We start from the raw sequence: 14,859 nt of genomic DNA on the forward strand, positions 1-14,859 counted from the left end.
CCCTGGCCATGTCGGGGAGGAACGGCCCGTCTCGACGGCACGGGATGCCGCCGCACCTGCCGGCGGCGGTCCGCGGGCCCGGAAGGACTCGCAGCGCCCGGCCGACCGGGCCGCGCCGAGACCCTCGCCGCCGTGTGAAGCAGCCATGTGCATACGTCTGCGGAAGCGGGGCATGCGGGGACCCATCACCAACCGAAAGGCCACTGACCATGGTTCCCCTGCTGCTCGTCCTCCTGCTGGCACTGCTCCTGTTCGGCGCCGGCTTCGCCGTCAAGATCCTCTGGTGGATCGCCATCGCGGTCTTCGTCGTCTGGCTGCTGGGCTTCGTCGCCCGGAGCACCGGCGTCTCGGGCACCCGCGGACGGTGGTACCGCTGGTGACCCGTCACGTCCCCGAACCGGTCGCCGACTGCCCGGCGCACGGGGCGGCCCCCGGCACGGCGCCGACGAACGGGGCCGGCCGGTGGCCGTCGTGAGGCTCCCGCAGGTCACCGGCCTCACGGTGGCGGCCGTCGCCCTCCCGGCGACGGCCGCCATCCTGTCCCGGCGTGTCCACGCAGGACCGCGACCGGGCACGTGCACGGCACGGCGGTGACGAGTCCGCACGGGTTCACCGCCCCCGGCAGCCGACTCTGCGGAGCGCCCGGCAGATCGTGGCCGCGACGGGCGTCGACCACCCGCCCCGACGGAACCCCGCACATGCTGCACCGCCGGGTCGACCCGCAGACCCTGCGCAGCCCCGCGCACCTCCAGCCCCGGCCGGCGCCGGGCCGGATCCTCCACGAGGCGCCCCCGTCCTGGGAGCAGGACCGGGAAGGCCGCCGGCCCCGACCGCTTCACCCTCTGACCCCGTGACCGCTCCTGCGAAGGGGAGTCCCCGTGCCGCGTACCGTCGCCCGTCTGATCGTCGACGCCCTGCAGGAACTGGGCGTGCGCCATGTCTTCGGCGTCGTCGGCGACGCCCTGAACCCGTTGACCGACGCCATCCGCACCACCGACGGCCTCTCCTGGGTCGGCTGCCGCCACGAGGAGGCCGCAGCGTTCGCCGCCGGTGCCCAGTCGCAGCTCTCCGGACGGCTGGGCGTGTGCATGGGCACCGTCGGCCCCGGCTCGGTACACCTGCTCAACGGCCTGTACGACGCGGCCAAGAGCCGCACCCCGGTACTGGCCATCGCCGGGCAGGTGCCCACCGCGGAGATGGGCGGCGACTACTTCCAGGAGGTCGACAACGACCTGCTGTTCCGCGACGTCGCGGTCTACCGGGCCACCCTGACCTCCCCCGGACAACTGCCCCGGATGCTCGAGGCCGCCGTCCGCGCGGCGACCGGCGAGCGGGGCGTGGCGGTCCTCACCGTCCCCGCCGACCTGGGTGAGCGCGAGGTACCGGACGACCGCCCGGCCCGCTTCCCGCGTTCCGGCCCGGTCATCCGACCGGACGACACGGGGATCCGGGCGGCCTCCGACCTGATCAACGCCGGCGGCCGGACCACCCTGTTGGTCGGACGCGGCGCCCGGGAGGCCCGCGCGGAGGTGCTGGCCCTCGCCGAGCGGTTGTCGGCACCGATGGTGCTCACCCTGAAGGCCAAGGAAGGCTTCGAGCACGACAATCCGTACCAGGTCGGTCAGACCGGCCTGATCGGCAACCCCGCCGCGGTCCACGCGCTCGAGGGCTGTGACACGCTGATCATGCTCGGCACGGACTTCCCGTACCGGGACTGGTACCCCACCGGCTGCAGGACCGTGCAGATCGACCTCCACCCACGCCACCTCGGCCGTCGCACACCGGTGGACGTCGGTCTGGTCGGGGACACCGCGGCCACCCTGCGCGCGCTGCTCCCCCACGTGGACGCGGTCGAGGGGAGCGCGCACCTCGACCGGGCACGCGCACGCTTCGACGACTGGCTCGCCGGCCAGCGGAAGCTCGCCGAACCACGCCGCGACCAGCACTCCCTGCTCGGCCGCATGCGCAGCGCCCTGGACAACCGGGGCCACGACGTCCGCCCCGAGGCACTGGCCGCCGCCGTGGACGCCTTCGCGGACGACGACGCCATCTTCACCTCCGACACCGGCATGGCCACCGTGTGGCTCTCGCGCTTCGTGACCATGCGCGGCCGGCGCCGGCTGCTGGGCTCCTACGACCTCGGCTCGATGGCCAACGCCATGCCCCAGGCCCTCGGTGCACAGCTCTGGGCCCCGGACCGCCAAATCGTGGCGTTCTGCGGCGACGGTGGTCTGAGCATGCTGCTCGGCGATCTGATGACGATCAGGGCCTACCGGCTGCCGGTGAAGCTCGTGGTCTTCGACAACCGACGGCTCGGCATGGTCAAGCTCGAACAGGAGCAGTCGGGCCTGCCGGAGTACGGAACGGAGCTCGACAATCCCGACTTCGCCGCGGTCGCCACCGCCCTCGGGCTGACCGGCATCCGCGTCACCGACCCCTCCGACCTGCAGGACGGCGTACGGCGGGCCTTCGGCACGCCCGGGCCGGTGCTGCTCGACGTCCTCACCAACCCCGGAGAGCTGGCGGTCCCGGGCAAGCCGACCGTCGAGCAGGGATGGGGTTTCGCCATCGCCAGGATCAAGGAGACCCTCCGCAGCCACGACGGCTGACACTCCCCCCGGGTGCGGAGGGCCTTTGCCCGGGTCGCCCGGCACTCGGCTCCGGGCGACCCGACGCCTGCCTGTGGGGCCGGCTGCTCTTACCGCCGGGACGCTGCGGCGAAGGCCGACGCGTCCCGGCGGTCGGCCCCGCCGTGTCCGTCGCCCGCGTCACCTCACCGGCTCGGCCGCGGGGCCGCTCGGCCGGTCCACCAGGTCTCCGGGGCTTGGAAGCCCCGGGGCCCCCGGGCCAGTAGCCGACCCTACGCGTAGTCGGCAGCGGGTGGACGGCCGGGGATGCCGGTCTCGGCCCACACGGTCTTGCCGGGGCCCCGGGGCTCGACGCCCCACCGACAGGCCAGCCGCTCGACGATGAGCAGCCCGTGACCGCCGGGGCTCGCGGGTGGCCGGGGAGTGCACAGGGCGGGCAGTGCCGGAGAGCCGTCGCCGACCTCGATCCGCAGCCTGCCCGTACGCGCCGACAGCGCGAGTTCCAAAGCCCCTCCGGCGTGCATCACGGCGTTCGAGACCAGCTCGGCCACCAGGAGGACGACGTCCCGCTCAGCCTCCGCGGAACTGCCGGGACCGGCCCAGTCCGCGAGCGCCCGCGAGGTGAACTCCCTCGCACGGGCGACCGGCTTCGGGACTCCCGCCAGCCGGAGCCGCCGGAGCTGCGCGACGGGCGGCCGCGCCGGACCGGCAGCAGTCCGCCCGTCCTCCAGGGCCCCGCCGCTGCCGGTCATCTGCACCTGTCCCCCTTCCAGTCCAGTGGTCCCTTCCTGAACCGGCTTCCCCGGCGAGCCGCGTCGAGCACGGTGTCGGTGTGGCCGCCCGCCCCACCGGCACGTCAGCCCGACGGTCGGGGTACGGCCGTGTCGTCCAGGTGGATGGAGAAGACCGCGTCGGTGCCCGTGAGCTCGAAGACCCGCGCGACAGCGGGTGAAGGGCGGGCGATCCGGAAGTCGATGCCGGCCGCCACGGCGTTCATGCGGGCCTGCAGGAGCAGGTTGAGGCCTGACGAGTCACAGAACGCCACGTGCTGGAGGTCGACGACGATCGACGAGGGGCGCTCCGCCGTCAGGCCGTCGAGCGCCGAGATGACGGGCGCCCGGGTCTCGGCGTCCAGGTCCCCGGCGATCTCGCAGACGGACGCACGTGTGGCGGTGCGGCGTACGCGTACCGCGAGACCACTCGTGGGTGGCCCCCATGCCTCTGCGGCATTCGTGCTCCCGGACTCGCTCGTCATTCGTCCCCTCCACCCCGGCGCGTGACCCCCTGCTCCTGCCCGTCCCGCTTCCCGGCCCGCACCGACGGTTCCCCGTCACCCACGAGGCCTTCGCGCAACGTCCTCAGCGTACGGCTGAGCAGGCGTGATACGTGCATCTGGGACAGACCGAGCCGGCCGCCGATCTGGGACTGCGTCAGGTCCTCGGTGAACCTCATCGACAGGATGAGTCGCTCGCGGGGCGGCAGGGCCGCGATCAGGGGCTTGAGCGCCACCAGGTCGGTCACCAACTCGGCGTGGTCCGCATCCGGGCCGAGGAGGCGGTCGGCTGACCGGGCCGCACCGTCCTGCTGGGGACCGGCCGGGAGGTCCAGCGAGCCGGCACTGCGGGCACGGGCGGCGGCAAGGCCCTCGGTGATCGACTCCTCGGGCAGTTCGAGGTGACGGGCCAGTTCGGCGACCGTGGGCTCTCGGTCGAGCTGCTGGGAGAGTGCGTCCTGGGCCTTCGCCAGGGCCAGCCGCAGCTCCTGCAGCCGCCTGGGCACGTGGACGGCCCAGGTGTTGTCACGGAAGTGGCGGCGGATCTCGCCCATCACGGTCGGGATGGCGAAGCTGCTGAACTCGACCCCGTGATCCGGATCGAAGCGGTCGATCGCCTTGATCAGGCCGATGGCACCGACCTGGAGCAGGTCGTCCCGGCTCTCGTGGTGAGGTGCGAAGCGGCGGAGCACGAACTGCACGAGGGACATGTTGAGTTCGATCAGCGTGCCCCGTACGTAGGAGTACTCCATGGTGCCCTCATCCAGGGCCGCGAGTCGAGCCAGGAGCGTTCGGGTCAACTCCCGCGCGTCGGCCGGGGCGACGTCGCACGGGTCGCCGACGTCGGCGAGCAACGATGCGAGATCGGGATCGGGGCCGCGGGTGACGACGGGGGCGCCGGGCGACGACGGCGCAGGCCGGGACGCGCACGGGAGCAGCTCGCTACTGGTCATGGTCATGTCGATCCTTTTCCTCCGTCACCACGGCGCGGGCCGTCCGCGGTTACCCCTCGGGGCGACATGCATGCCACCGCCGCGTGTGAAGGTTCTGTGCATGTCTGGACGGCGTCCGCGAACGGGGGCCGGCCGGGTGGCGGAACGTTCACCCCTGAGCGCCCTCAGCACACGGGAAGCGTGACGGTGATGCGCTTCCCGCCGCCGGGCAGCAGCTGGACGGTGCATGTGAGGGCCACCCGACGGACGATCGTCCAGCCGCGGCCGCCGGGGCGGGCCGGGTCCCCGCCGTGCAGCGCGTGCTGCCGTGGACGGTCTTCCGTGGCGTCCTCGACCTCGATGCACAGCACGGCCGGGTCCGCGTCCAGTCGTGCGGCAGCCGTCACCGTGGAGGGGTGGAGTATGACCGGCGAAGAGCGGCTGGTGCGGACTCGGTGGTTCGCCGCCTGGACGACCCGTCGGTGGCTTCGCGCCGGCGCGACGGCCGCGCTCGTCGTCCTGACCGTGCTCGGGGCGACGGGCTTCTGGGTCCTCGACCGGACCCAGGCTCCGTACCAGCAGGGTCTGTCCGACGAGGAGACCCAGACAGCGCGCCTCGCGGACCTGCTGAAGGACGACGCCTCCGCGCTCGAGGACCTGGCCGGCGTCGGGCGCGCGATCTCGGCGTGGCAGTCGGAGCTGGCCCGACCGGTGGCCGATTCCCCGCCCGGCGCGCCGGCGCCGGCGGCCGCCGCCCTCGCCGCGCCGGGCAAGGCCTCCTTCGACGGCGTCCGGGCCCGACTGGCCGAGCAGCAGGACCGTTTGCGCGCGGAGCGCACCAGGGCGAGGGATGAGCTCGCTTCCACACTGACGCTGCGGAACTGGGTGTTCGGCGCCATCGCGGGCCTCATCCTGATCCTCGCCGCCCTGGTGTTCGAAGGACTGCGGCGCGGCATCAACCGCCCGCTCGAACAACTCGGAGCCGATGCCCGCGTCATCGCCGGCGGCGAGTTCGACCACCCCATCACCACGACCGGCCCCGCCGACCTGCGCCGGCTCAGCGGTGAGATCGACCGCATGCGCGTTCGCCTCGTGCGGGAGCTCGGCTTCAGCGAGCAGGCCCGGCTGCGCCTGGACGCGCAGGCCGCCGACCTCCAGCGTTCCAACACCGAGCTGGAGCAGTTCGCCTACGTCGCCTCCCACGACCTCCAGGAACCGCTGCGCAAGGTCTCCAGCTTCACCCAGCTCCTCCAGCGCCGCTACGGCGGTCAACTCGACGCCAAGGCCGACCAGTACATCGGTTTCGCGGTCGACGGCGCCAACCGCATGCAGACCCTCATCAACGACCTCCTCGACTTCTCCCGGGTCGGGCGTCTCCACCACGCCCACCAGGAAGTCGACATGGACGAGGCGTTGGAGCAGACCCTGGCCGCGCTGAGCGTGGGCATCGAGGAAGCCGGGGCGGAGATCACCCACGACCCGCTGCCGACGCTGGTCGCCGACCCCACCCAGATGGGCATGCTCTGGCAGAACCTGATCGGCAACGCCGTGAAGTTCCGCAGGCCCGGAACCCGTCCGCACATCGACGTCTCGGCCGAGCGCGACGGCGCGCTGTGGCGGTTCTCGGTCACCGACGACGGCATCGGCATCGCACCCGAGTTCACCGAGAAGGTCTTCCTGATCTTCCAACGGCTGCACACCAAGGACGCGTACTCCGGCAGCGGCATCGGCCTGGCCATGTGCAAGAAGATCGTCGAGTTCCACGGCGGCACCATCACCGTCGACCCCGACTACCGGGCCGGTACCCGCATCACCTTCACCCTGGCAGCCGAACCGCCGAAGCCCCCGGCCTTCCGGCCATGCCCGAGACCTCCCGCACCCACCAGGAGCACGCACGATGACCACGACCATGGTGTCCTCCGCGGGGGCGGCCACCGGGGGGCCGTCGTACCGCATCCTCCTGATCGAGGACGACCCGGGCGACGCCCTCCTGGTCGAGGAACTCCTCCACGACACCGGCTTGCGCTTCGAGCTGACCACCTGTGCCACGCTCGCCGACGCCAGCAGCACGTTGTCCTCCGGTGTCACCGACTGCATCCTCCTCGACCTGCACCTGCCCGACGCCTCCGGCACATCCGCGGTCACGGCCGTCCGCGCACTCGCCCCGCACACGGCGGTCATCGTCCTCACCGGTCTGTCGGAGGCGCAGGCCGGCACCGACGCGATGGCCGCCGGCGCCCAGGACTACCTCGTCAAGGGCAAGGTGGAGGCGGAGTTGCTGCACCGCACAGTCCGTTACGCCGTGTACCGCAGCGAGACCGAACGCGCCGGAATCGAAGCCCAGGCGGCCCGGCTGCGGGCCGAGGAGAACGCGCGCCTCGAACGTGGCCTGCTGCCCCCTCCCATCCTCGACGCGTCGTCGGTGCGGGTCACCACCCGCTACCTGCCCGGCACCGCCATGGCACTGCTCGGTGGGGACTTCCTCGACGTCGTGGAGGGCGACGACGGGCTGCTGCACGCCGTCGTCGGTGACGTCAGCGGGCACGGCCCCGACGCGGCCGCCCTCGGCGTCTGCCTGCGGATCGCCTGGCGCTCCCTCGTCCTCGGCGGACACCGGGGCGAGGACCTGCTCGGCCTGATGGAACGCATCCTGGTCGCCGAACGGGTCAGCCCGTCGCAGTTCGCCACCTGTACCCTCCTCACCCTCGACCAGAACGTCTCCACCGCGACCCTCCACCTGGCCGGCCACCACGAGCCGCTCCTCACCACCACCGAAGGAACCCGCGAGCCGACCGCCGCCCACGGCATCGCCCTCGGCATCGTGCCCGGCCTTCGCAGGTGGCCCGCCACCGTCACCCCGCTGCCGCCCGGAGGTGCGCTCACGCTCTACACCGACGGCCTCACCGAGGGGCACAACGGAAACTCGGGAAGGCGGCTGGGCGTCGACGGGCTGCTCGCACTGATCGAGGCCCTCCCACCGGCCGACCCCGCCGCGCACATCGACCAGCTCATCACGCAGACCCACACCCTCAACGCCGGCCGCCACACCGACGACCTGGCAGTCCTCCGTCTCGACTGGGGCACCCACCGCCACGGACACCCGGCGGCGGAACAGCGGCTCGGCTGACTGCACACCGGGAGGTGGAGCAACCGGGTACCGGACGAGCGGGTCGCGTTCCGGGACGGTGGCGCCGTCCAGCGGCTCGACCCGGCTCAGCTCCTGTCCGTCCGGTCCGGGGGGCCGGGAGCGGGGAAGCAAGGGGAGCCGACGGCTTGGTCGACGTGTGCGTGGTGGGACACCAGCTGGTCCACCCCGGTCAACGTGAGCAGGTGCCGCAGGTCGGCCGGGGCGCCGACCAGCGGGAGCGGGGTTCCCGGTGTCCCGGCACGCAGGGAGGCGAAGACCAGCTCGGCGATGCCCATCGAGTCGCAGAAGCGCAGGCCGGCGATGTCCAGGACCAGCGGGAGGACGGTGGGAGTCCCCTCGATGGCCCTGCGCAGTCGTGGGGCGGTGTGGTAGTCGAGCTCGCCGGCGAGGACGACGACGGTCGCGCCTGCCGCGTGGGCGCTGACGTGGATGGTGAGGGCGTAGGCGGGCACCTGGGCTCCGGGGCGGTCGGCGGTCGGCGGTCGGCGGTCGGCGGTCGGGCGATCCGGTCACTGGAGGTGGGCGAGCAGCAGGGCCACGTCGTCGGCCTGCGCCTTGGCGAACGCGCCGAGCAGCAGGTCGCCCGCCGCGTCGAGGTCGGCTGGCGCCTCGGCGAAGGACTCCCTGAGCGCGCCCAGGCCTACTTCGAGGTGCTCGCCCGGAACCTCCACCAGGCCGTCGGTGACCAGCAGGAGGGTGCTTCCCGCAGGAGTGTCGTGGGTCGTCGCGGGCGGCTGCGGCAGGTCGAGTCCGAGCAGGATGCCGTGCTCGGTGAGGTAGCGGGTGGAGCCGTCGGCCAGCCGGAGCAGTGGCGGCAGGTGGCCGGCGTTGGCGACGTGGATCCGGCGGCCGCCGGGCTCGATGAGCACGAGGCAGACGGTCGCCGTGACGCCAGGGCGCAGCCGGACCATCAGGGTGTCCAGCCGGCGCAGCAGCGTCTGCGGATCATGTCCCTCGATGGCGTAGGCACGCAGCGCGTGGCGCAGTTCGCCCATCACCATCGCGGCTTCGAGGGAGTGGCCGGCCACGTCGCCGATGGCGAGGAGCAGCCCGGCCGGGGTGTCGATGGCCTCGTAGAAGTCCCCGCCGATCTCGCTTCGGTCGGAGGCGGGCTCGTAGCGGACGGCGAGGTCCACGCCGGTGACGGAGGGTAGTCGGTCGGGCAGGAAGCTGCGCTGGAGGGTGAGGGCCAGGGCGTGCTCCTCCGCCTGGCTCCGCAGGGCCTCCAGGGCCAGGGCGGCGGCCTGGGTGAGCTGGGAGAGCAACCGGTGCTGGTCCAGACCCGCGGCGGCCTGCGGATCGACCGCCAGCGCCACCAGGGGGCGGCCCGGCTTCGTCCGGGCCACGACCAGGGTGACCGGTCCGTCGGGTGTCACGTCCTGCGGCGCGGCCGCGCCGGCCAGGGCGGTCCGCCACTCGACGGCGGTGAGCAGCGCCGAGTCGGTTCCGGTGGCGTCGCCGAGGGTGTGGTGCGCGAGGGTGTCGAGCAGGACCGGCGGGGCGGTGCGCAGCCGGACCGACGGGCCCGTGTCCGGCACGGGTCCGTCGGGCCCGCCGTCCGGGGCCGCCGCCGGGGAGCAGTGGGCGAGGTGGAGCGTCTCCGAGTGGGGCCCCAGGACGACGACGGTGGCCTGGGCCGCACCGAGCTCGGTCGCGCCCAGCGCGGCGGCGGTGACCAGGGTGTCGGCGTCGGCGGCGTCGTAGAGCGCCAGCGTGCTGCGGTGCAGTGCGGCGACCCGGTCGGCGAGCCGTTCGGCCCTGCGGCGCGCCCGGGTGTAGCGCAGCACGGCGGTGACGGTCGCCTGGAGTTCTGCGGGGTCGATGGGTTCGGTCAGGTAGGCGTCCGCGCCCCGGTGCAGGCCCTGGGTGCGATCGCTGGCTTCGATGGCGGTGGCGGAGATGTGGACGACCGGCAGGTCGGCTGTGCGCGGCCGGCCCTTGATCCGCTCGCACACCTCGAAGCCGGTCATGTCGGGCAGTTTCACGTCCACGATGGCGAGTTCCGGCAGTTCGTGCGTCGGGGCGCCGGTGAGCAGGGCCAGCGCCTGGGTGCCGTCGACGGCCTCGACGACGGTGTGTCCGGAGCGGCGCAGCCAGCTGCCCACGATGTAGCGGGTGGTGGGGTTGTCGTCCAGGACGAGGACGGTGGCGGGGCCTGCGTCGGGGGCTGCGGTGGTCACGGTCCGCCCTCCGTTTCAACGTGGTGCTCGGGCGGTGCGCCCTCGGGGGCCGCGGACGCGTCCCGGAGGGGACGGCCCAGCGGTCCGTTCGGGGGCGCGATCGCGGTGGACAGGGCAGTGGACAGCCGCCCGGCGGTCAGGCCGGACTTCTGCAGCACCGACCGGGCGTGCGTCAGCCGGTCGCGATCGAGGGAGGAGGGGTCGGCCGAGGTCAGGACGACGACCGGGAGCCCGTGCAGGTCCGGGTCGCCCCGCAGTCGTGCGAGGACCGCGTAGCCGTCGAGGCCGCTCATGTGCAGGTCGAGGATCAGGGCGTCCGGGCGCTCGCGCCGGAGGGTGGCGAGGGCGTCGCCGCTGTCCGGGACCTCCACGACGTGGTCGGTGAGGTCTCGCAGCAGCGGCCGCAGGACGGCCCGGAACGCCGCGTCGTCGTCCACCACGACCAGGCGGGCTGCGCGGGGGAGCACGCCCGGGCCGGGCGCGGGCGCGGCCGGCAGCCGGACGGTGATGGTGGTGCCGCTGCCCGGGCTGCTCTCCAGGTGCATCGTCCCGCCGAGCAGTCCGACCAGCCGCCGGGCGTACGGCAGGCCGAGCCCGGTGCCGTGGCGGCCGCGCTGGTGGGGGCCCTTGACCTGGTAGAACTCCTCGAACACGCGCGCGTGCTGGTCCGCCGGGATGCCGATGCCGGTGTCGGAGACGGTCAGCACCAGCTCGCCCGGGCCGGCCGCGCCTCCGGTACCGTCCAGGTGTGCCGTCAGGCGGACCGACCCGGCCTCGGTGAACTTCAGGGCGTTGGACAGCAGGTTGCGCAGGATCCTGGCCAGCATGGTCTCGTCGCCGAGGATCGGGCCGGGGTCGGCGTCGGCGGTCACGGACAGCGTGACGCCGGGCCGGGCGAGACCGCGCAGTGTGCCGTCCAGTTGGGCGAGCACGGCGTGCAGGTCCATCGGTGCCCAGCTGGGTTCGAGGTTCCCGGACTCTGCCTTGGCGACGTCCAGGAGCTCGTCGACGAGTGCGAGCAGGGTGCGGCCGGAGTCCGCGATCAGTGAGAGCCGGTGTCCGCGCTCCGTCGCCGGCGCGTCCGCGTCCGCGAGGAGCAGCTCGGCCAGTCCCACGACGGAGTTGACGGGGGTGCGCAGCTCGTGGCTGACGTTGGCCCAGAACCGGGTCTTGGCCTCGCTGGCCTCGCGCAGTTGCCGCGACTTCTCGTCCAGCTCGGCGTAGAGGGCGACGACGCCGCGGTTGGTCTCCTCCAGTTCCTCGGAGAGTTCGGCGTAGAGCGCGACGACGCCGCGGTTGGTCTCGGCCAGTTCGTCGTTGAGCCGTTTCAGTTCCTCGCTCTGGGCCCTGGTCCGTTCGAGCGCGGCTATCAGGTCCTGGGTCTGCGCCTGGAAGTCGTCCGGGTCGGCCGGGCCGCCGTGCGCGTCCAACAGCCGGCGGGCCTCCTCCGCGCCGTCCGGTTGCTCGCCGGTCGGTGCGGGGAGCCGGTGGTCCAGGCGCACCCAGCCGCCGCCGTCGGCCGGTCCGTGGCTGGTCGGGAGCAGGCGGGCGGAGGCGTTCAGGGCGTCGGCGGACGGGCCGTCGGAGCCGTGCCAGTCCACGGTCACGCTCAGTACCCTCCCGGGTGCCGTGCACAGGTCGAAGTGTGTGGTGAGCCGGCCGGATCCGAGCATGTCGCGGCTGATTTCGCTCAGGGCGGTGGCCAGCCGGATCGCGTCCTGGCCGTCCGAGCCGAGCAGTTCGGCGACGGACTTGCCGATGCGGCGCAGAGCGAAGCCGTCCTGCGCAGACGCGACCGGGACCGTCCCCAGCCGGACCACCTGCGGTTCCTCGGGGCCCGTCACCACGGGCCCTTCGCCACGAGGACGCCCGCGTCGTCCCGGCGCACGCCGGCCTCGCGCAGCAGGAGCGCGGCGGCGGTGACCGGCAGGTGCTCGAGCACGCCGGCGAAGGCCTGGGCCTGCCAGCGGTCGGTCAGGCCGTCGGAGTGCATGACCACCGCGCTGCCGGGGGCGAGCCGATGACGGACCGTGTGCAGGGCGGGCATCTGGTGTCCGACGATGCCGGGCGCGGACGGCAGTGAGCGGCGGGTCCCGGTCGACGGGGCCACCACGAAGGTACTGATGTTCCCGACGCCGCAGAAGCCGATCCGCTGCGCTGCGGGCTCGACGAGCGCGACCGCGACCGCTCCGCCGCGTCCGGCGCGCAGGGCGCCGTGGACGTCGGACAACACGGCCTCCGGGGTTCGCGCCGCGCTGCGGCGGAAGGCCGCGACGGCGTCCAGCGCGGCTTTGGCGGCCAGCGGCCCGTGGCCCAACCCGTCGACGAACATGACGAGGAACGCCCCGGTGGTGGGGTCGGCCGTCGACCCCACGGGCCCGGTCGACCGGGTCGGCCCGCCGGGTGAGGAGACCGGCGTGCCGTGGTCCTGAAGGGGGGGCTGAGCCGGGCGCCGGGCCGCGCCCGTGAGCACCGACCAGTCCAGGACGGTTCCATCGGCGGTCTGGCGGCGTGACCGTCCTGCTCCGGCCCCCGCGGGCGCCCGGTCCGGTCCGGCCGGCGGTGCCACGAGCACGGGCCGTGCGGCCCAGGCGTCCCCGCAGAGCTCCTGGCCGCTCATCGGCCGGGTGACGCCCGCCACCACCGCCTCCCTGCCGGCCGCCGCGCGGCGGCCGCCGGGCGTGTGGTTCCAGAACCGCGCGGTCATCGCGGTGCCCCTGCCCGGCAGCGAGTGCACGTCGAAGGTGTCGGCGAGCCGGACGATGGCGCCCAGGCCGATGCCGAGCGTCCCTCCGGACGAGACTCCGTCGGTGAGCGAGCGGGGGACGTCTGCCATCCCGGGGCCACTGTCCAGAGCGACGAACTCCACGGCCGCCTCGCTGTCGGTGCGCACCACCCGCAGGAGGAGCGAGCCGTCCACCGCGTGGCGACGCAGGTTGGTCGCCGCCTCGCTGACCGCCAGCCCGACCTCGGCGACCCTCTCCGGCAGCAGCCCGGCGCGGTGCGCGATGGCCCGCGCCGCACTGCGCGCGGCGGCGGGCAACGATTCGGCGTCCCGGAACCAGACCGCGTCCTCGCACTCGAGCAACGGGACCGTCAGCGTCGCCACTTGGTCACCGACACCTTCGTGCCGGCCCCGGCCGCGCTCTCCAGGGCGAAGTCGTCCACCAGACGGCGCGCACCGCTCAGGCCGAGCCCGAGGCCCCCGCCGGAGGTCCAACCGTCGGTCAGGGCGAGGTGGATGTCGGGGATGCCCGGGCCACTGTCCTCGAACACCGCGTGCACGCCCTTCCGTCCGTCCCGGCGCACCGTGCCGCAGTGCATCGCTCCACCGCCGCCGTAGACCAGGGTGTTGCGGGCCAGTTCGCTCGCGGCGGTGACGAGTTTGGTCTGGTCCACCAGGGAGAGCCCGGCCTGCTGCGCGAGGGTGCGCACCAGTTGCCGGGCCCGGACGACGTCGTCGTTGGACATGATCGGGACCGTCTGCTCCGTTTCTCCGGCTGACCCTGTCATGCGCGGTCCGCACGTGCGGTGCGGTCGCGGTCCAGGAGGGCGAGGCCCTTGTCCAGGGTCAGGGCGGTGCGCACCCCGCCCAGGGACAGGCCGAGTTCGACCAGGGTGATCGCCACCGCGGGCCGCATGCCCACGACGACCGTCTCGGCGTCGAGCATCCGGGAGATCGCCGCGGTGTTGGCCAGCATCCGGCCGACGAAGGAGTCGACGATCTCCAGCGCGGTGATGTCGATGACGACCCCGATGGCACCGGTCGCCACGATCCGTGCGGCGAGGTCGTCCTGCAGGTCGACCACGGTCTGGTCCTCCAGGTCGATCTGGATCGACACCAGCAGGACCCGGCCGAGCTTGAGGATGGGGACGCGCTCGGTCACTGGTGACCGCCGGTCACGGCGTGGTCGCCACCGATGCGCTGGAGCACGTACCGCAACGCGTCGGCCAGGGTCGCCTTGGTGACGATGTCCCCGAACTGGACGCCCAGCGCCACGAGAGTCTGGGCGATCTGCGGCCGGATGCCGGAGATGGTGCACTCCGCACCCATCAGCCGGGCGGCCACGACCGTCTTGAGCAGGTGCTGGGCGACCTCGGTGTCCACCGCCGGTACACCCGTGATGTCGATGATGGCGTGCTCGGCCTCGGAGTCCACCAGGCTCTGGAGCAGCGTCTCCATGACGATCTGGGTGCGAGCCGAGTCCAGGGTTCCGACCAGCGGCACGGCCAGTACGCCCTCCCACAGCTTCACCACCGGGGTGGAGAGTTCGAGCAGCTGCTCGGCCTGGGCGCTGATGATCTCCTCGCGGGTGCGGGCGTACACCTCGATGGTGAACAGGCCCAACGCGTCCAGCAAGCGTGCGAGTTGGAGGTAGGCGGTGATGTCCTCGGCGGAACTGGCGGTGGTGGGCTCCAGCACGTCCTTGCAGGCGAAGACGCTCATCGCGGTCTCGGTGGGTGTGAACCCGTGCCGGGCCCGGCTGCGCGAGAGCTCCACCAGCAGCGCCCGCACCTCGGAGTACCCCTCCTCCTGCCACTCCAGGCCGCCCTGGCGCAGGGCCTGGGCCAGGGCCTGGTACAGGTCCGTCAGTTCCTTCTCGAGCTCGGCCCGGCTGATCCGGCCGCGCAGGATGGCCGACACGGCCTCCACCCATTGGTCCAGCACCGCGTCGTTTCGCGTCAGGAGCTCGACGAGCCGTTCGGACGATTCCTCTACCGCCATCAGGCGCACCCT

The 14,859-nt window shown here is 73.2% G+C and carries 13 protein-coding genes and 1 pseudogene; 4 read left to right on the top strand and 10 right to left on the bottom strand.

All coding sequences use genetic code 11. The features are described from left to right. The first annotated feature begins 209 nt into the window (after positions 1 to 209). Together ACIA8Q_RS00060 and ACIA8Q_RS00065 are read left to right on the top strand one after the other, a co-directional pair. Positions 210 to 380, top strand: coding sequence for a hydrophobic protein (locus ACIA8Q_RS00060; protein WP_360206649.1), 171 nt, complete (start codon positions 210 to 212; stop codon positions 378 to 380). A 498-nt stretch (positions 381 to 878) separates the two neighbouring features. Continuing rightward, positions 879 to 2,609, top strand: a complete 1,731-nt coding sequence (locus tag ACIA8Q_RS00065) for a thiamine pyrophosphate-dependent enzyme (protein WP_396316466.1) — start codon at positions 879 to 881, stop codon at positions 2,607 to 2,609. Between the two features lie 251 nt (positions 2,610 to 2,860). Here ACIA8Q_RS00065 and ACIA8Q_RS00070 read toward each other — a convergent pair whose 3' ends face one another. The 3 genes from ACIA8Q_RS00070 to ACIA8Q_RS00080 form a co-directional block, all read right to left on the bottom strand. Next, positions 2,861 to 3,340, bottom strand: coding sequence for an ATP-binding protein (locus tag ACIA8Q_RS00070; protein WP_396316651.1), 480 nt, complete (start codon positions 3,338 to 3,340; stop codon positions 2,861 to 2,863). A 104-nt stretch (positions 3,341 to 3,444) separates the two neighbouring features. After that, positions 3,445 to 3,843: an STAS domain-containing protein gene (locus tag ACIA8Q_RS00075; protein ID WP_396316467.1), complete on the bottom strand. Its 399-nt coding sequence runs from the start codon at positions 3,841 to 3,843 to the stop codon at positions 3,445 to 3,447. Beyond that, positions 3,840 to 4,820 (bottom strand): SigB/SigF/SigG family RNA polymerase sigma factor, encoded by a 981-nt coding sequence (locus tag ACIA8Q_RS00080; RefSeq protein WP_396316468.1) that lies wholly within the window; start codon positions 4,818 to 4,820, stop codon positions 3,840 to 3,842. The genes ACIA8Q_RS00075 and ACIA8Q_RS00080 overlap by 4 nt, the downstream gene beginning before the upstream one ends. Before the next feature lie 396 nt (positions 4,821 to 5,216). Between ACIA8Q_RS00080 and ACIA8Q_RS00085 the strand changes: the two are divergent. Continuing rightward, positions 5,217 to 6,563, top strand: a pseudogene (locus ACIA8Q_RS00085) (ATP-binding protein); the annotation flags it as partial. 127 nt (positions 6,564 to 6,690) lie between these two features. After that, positions 6,691 to 7,920 carry a PP2C family protein-serine/threonine phosphatase gene (locus tag ACIA8Q_RS00090; RefSeq protein ID WP_396316469.1) on the top strand — a complete coding sequence of 410 codons (1,230 nt, stop codon included), beginning with the start codon at positions 6,691 to 6,693 and terminating at the stop codon, positions 7,918 to 7,920. 86 nt (positions 7,921 to 8,006) lie between these two features. On the opposite strand, the gene ACIA8Q_RS00095 is transcribed toward ACIA8Q_RS00090, so the two are convergent. Genes ACIA8Q_RS00095 through ACIA8Q_RS00125 form a run of 7 tightly spaced genes read right to left on the bottom strand, consistent with a single transcriptional unit; the run spans position 8,007 to position 14,847 of the window. Continuing rightward, positions 8,007 to 8,393 (bottom strand): STAS domain-containing protein, encoded by a 387-nt coding sequence (locus ACIA8Q_RS00095; RefSeq protein WP_396316470.1) that lies wholly within the window; start codon positions 8,391 to 8,393, stop codon positions 8,007 to 8,009. Between the two features lie 57 nt (positions 8,394 to 8,450). After that, the gene (locus tag ACIA8Q_RS00100) at positions 8,451 to 10,121 is read right to left on the bottom strand and encodes a fused response regulator/phosphatase (RefSeq protein WP_360206625.1); all 1,671 of its coding nucleotides are present in this window, start codon (positions 10,119 to 10,121) and stop codon (positions 8,451 to 8,453) included. Next, on the bottom strand, positions 10,118 to 11,965 hold the full coding sequence (locus tag ACIA8Q_RS00105; protein WP_360206623.1) for an ATP-binding protein: 1,848 nt from the start codon (positions 11,963 to 11,965) through the stop codon (positions 10,118 to 10,120). Before ACIA8Q_RS00105 ends, ACIA8Q_RS00100 begins: the two co-directional genes overlap by 4 nt. Further along, on the bottom strand, positions 11,962 to 13,230 hold the full coding sequence (locus tag ACIA8Q_RS00110; protein ID WP_396316471.1) for an ATP-binding protein: 1,269 nt from the start codon (positions 13,228 to 13,230) through the stop codon (positions 11,962 to 11,964). Before ACIA8Q_RS00110 ends, ACIA8Q_RS00105 begins: the two co-directional genes overlap by 4 nt. Further along, positions 13,218 to 13,634 carry an anti-sigma regulatory factor gene (locus tag ACIA8Q_RS00115; protein WP_360206618.1) on the bottom strand — a complete coding sequence of 139 codons (417 nt, stop codon included), beginning with the start codon at positions 13,632 to 13,634 and terminating at the stop codon, positions 13,218 to 13,220. Before ACIA8Q_RS00115 ends, ACIA8Q_RS00110 begins: the two co-directional genes overlap by 13 nt. Beyond that, positions 13,631 to 14,008, bottom strand: a complete 378-nt coding sequence (locus tag ACIA8Q_RS00120) for an STAS domain-containing protein (RefSeq protein ID WP_360206616.1) — start codon at positions 14,006 to 14,008, stop codon at positions 13,631 to 13,633. The genes ACIA8Q_RS00115 and ACIA8Q_RS00120 overlap by 4 nt, the downstream gene beginning before the upstream one ends. Continuing rightward, entirely contained in the window at positions 14,005 to 14,847 is an 843-nt protein-coding gene (locus ACIA8Q_RS00125) for an STAS domain-containing protein (RefSeq protein WP_360206614.1), read from the bottom strand. Before ACIA8Q_RS00125 ends, ACIA8Q_RS00120 begins: the two co-directional genes overlap by 4 nt. Positions 14,848 to 14,859 lie beyond the last annotated feature (12 nt).

This window comes from Kitasatospora sp. NPDC051705 (genome assembly GCF_044453265.1).
In the GTDB taxonomy this organism is placed as follows: Bacteria; Actinomycetota; Actinomycetes; order Streptomycetales; family Streptomycetaceae; genus Kitasatospora.

Bases quoted from the DNA above. Each gene is read 5' to 3' on its own strand.
- ACIA8Q_RS00060 (WP_360206649.1), top strand. From the start codon at position 210: ATGGTTCCCCTGCTGCTCGTCCTCCTGCTGGCACTGCTCCTGTTCGGC.
- ACIA8Q_RS00070 (WP_396316651.1), bottom strand. From the start codon at position 3,340: ATGACCGGCAGCGGCGGGGCCCTGGAGGACGGGCGGACTGCTGCCGGT.
- ACIA8Q_RS00075 (WP_396316467.1), bottom strand. From the start codon at position 3,843: ATGACGAGCGAGTCCGGGAGCACGAATGCCGCAGAGGCATGGGGGCCA.
- ACIA8Q_RS00080 (WP_396316468.1), bottom strand. From the start codon at position 4,820: ATGACCATGACCAGTAGCGAGCTGCTCCCGTGCGCGTCCCGGCCTGCG.
- ACIA8Q_RS00090 (WP_396316469.1), top strand. From the start codon at position 6,691: ATGACCACGACCATGGTGTCCTCCGCGGGGGCGGCCACCGGGGGGCCG.
- ACIA8Q_RS00115 (WP_360206618.1), bottom strand. From the start codon at position 13,634: ATGACAGGGTCAGCCGGAGAAACGGAGCAGACGGTCCCGATCATGTCC.
- ACIA8Q_RS00125 (WP_360206614.1), bottom strand. From the start codon at position 14,847: ATGGCGGTAGAGGAATCGTCCGAACGGCTCGTCGAGCTCCTGACGCGA.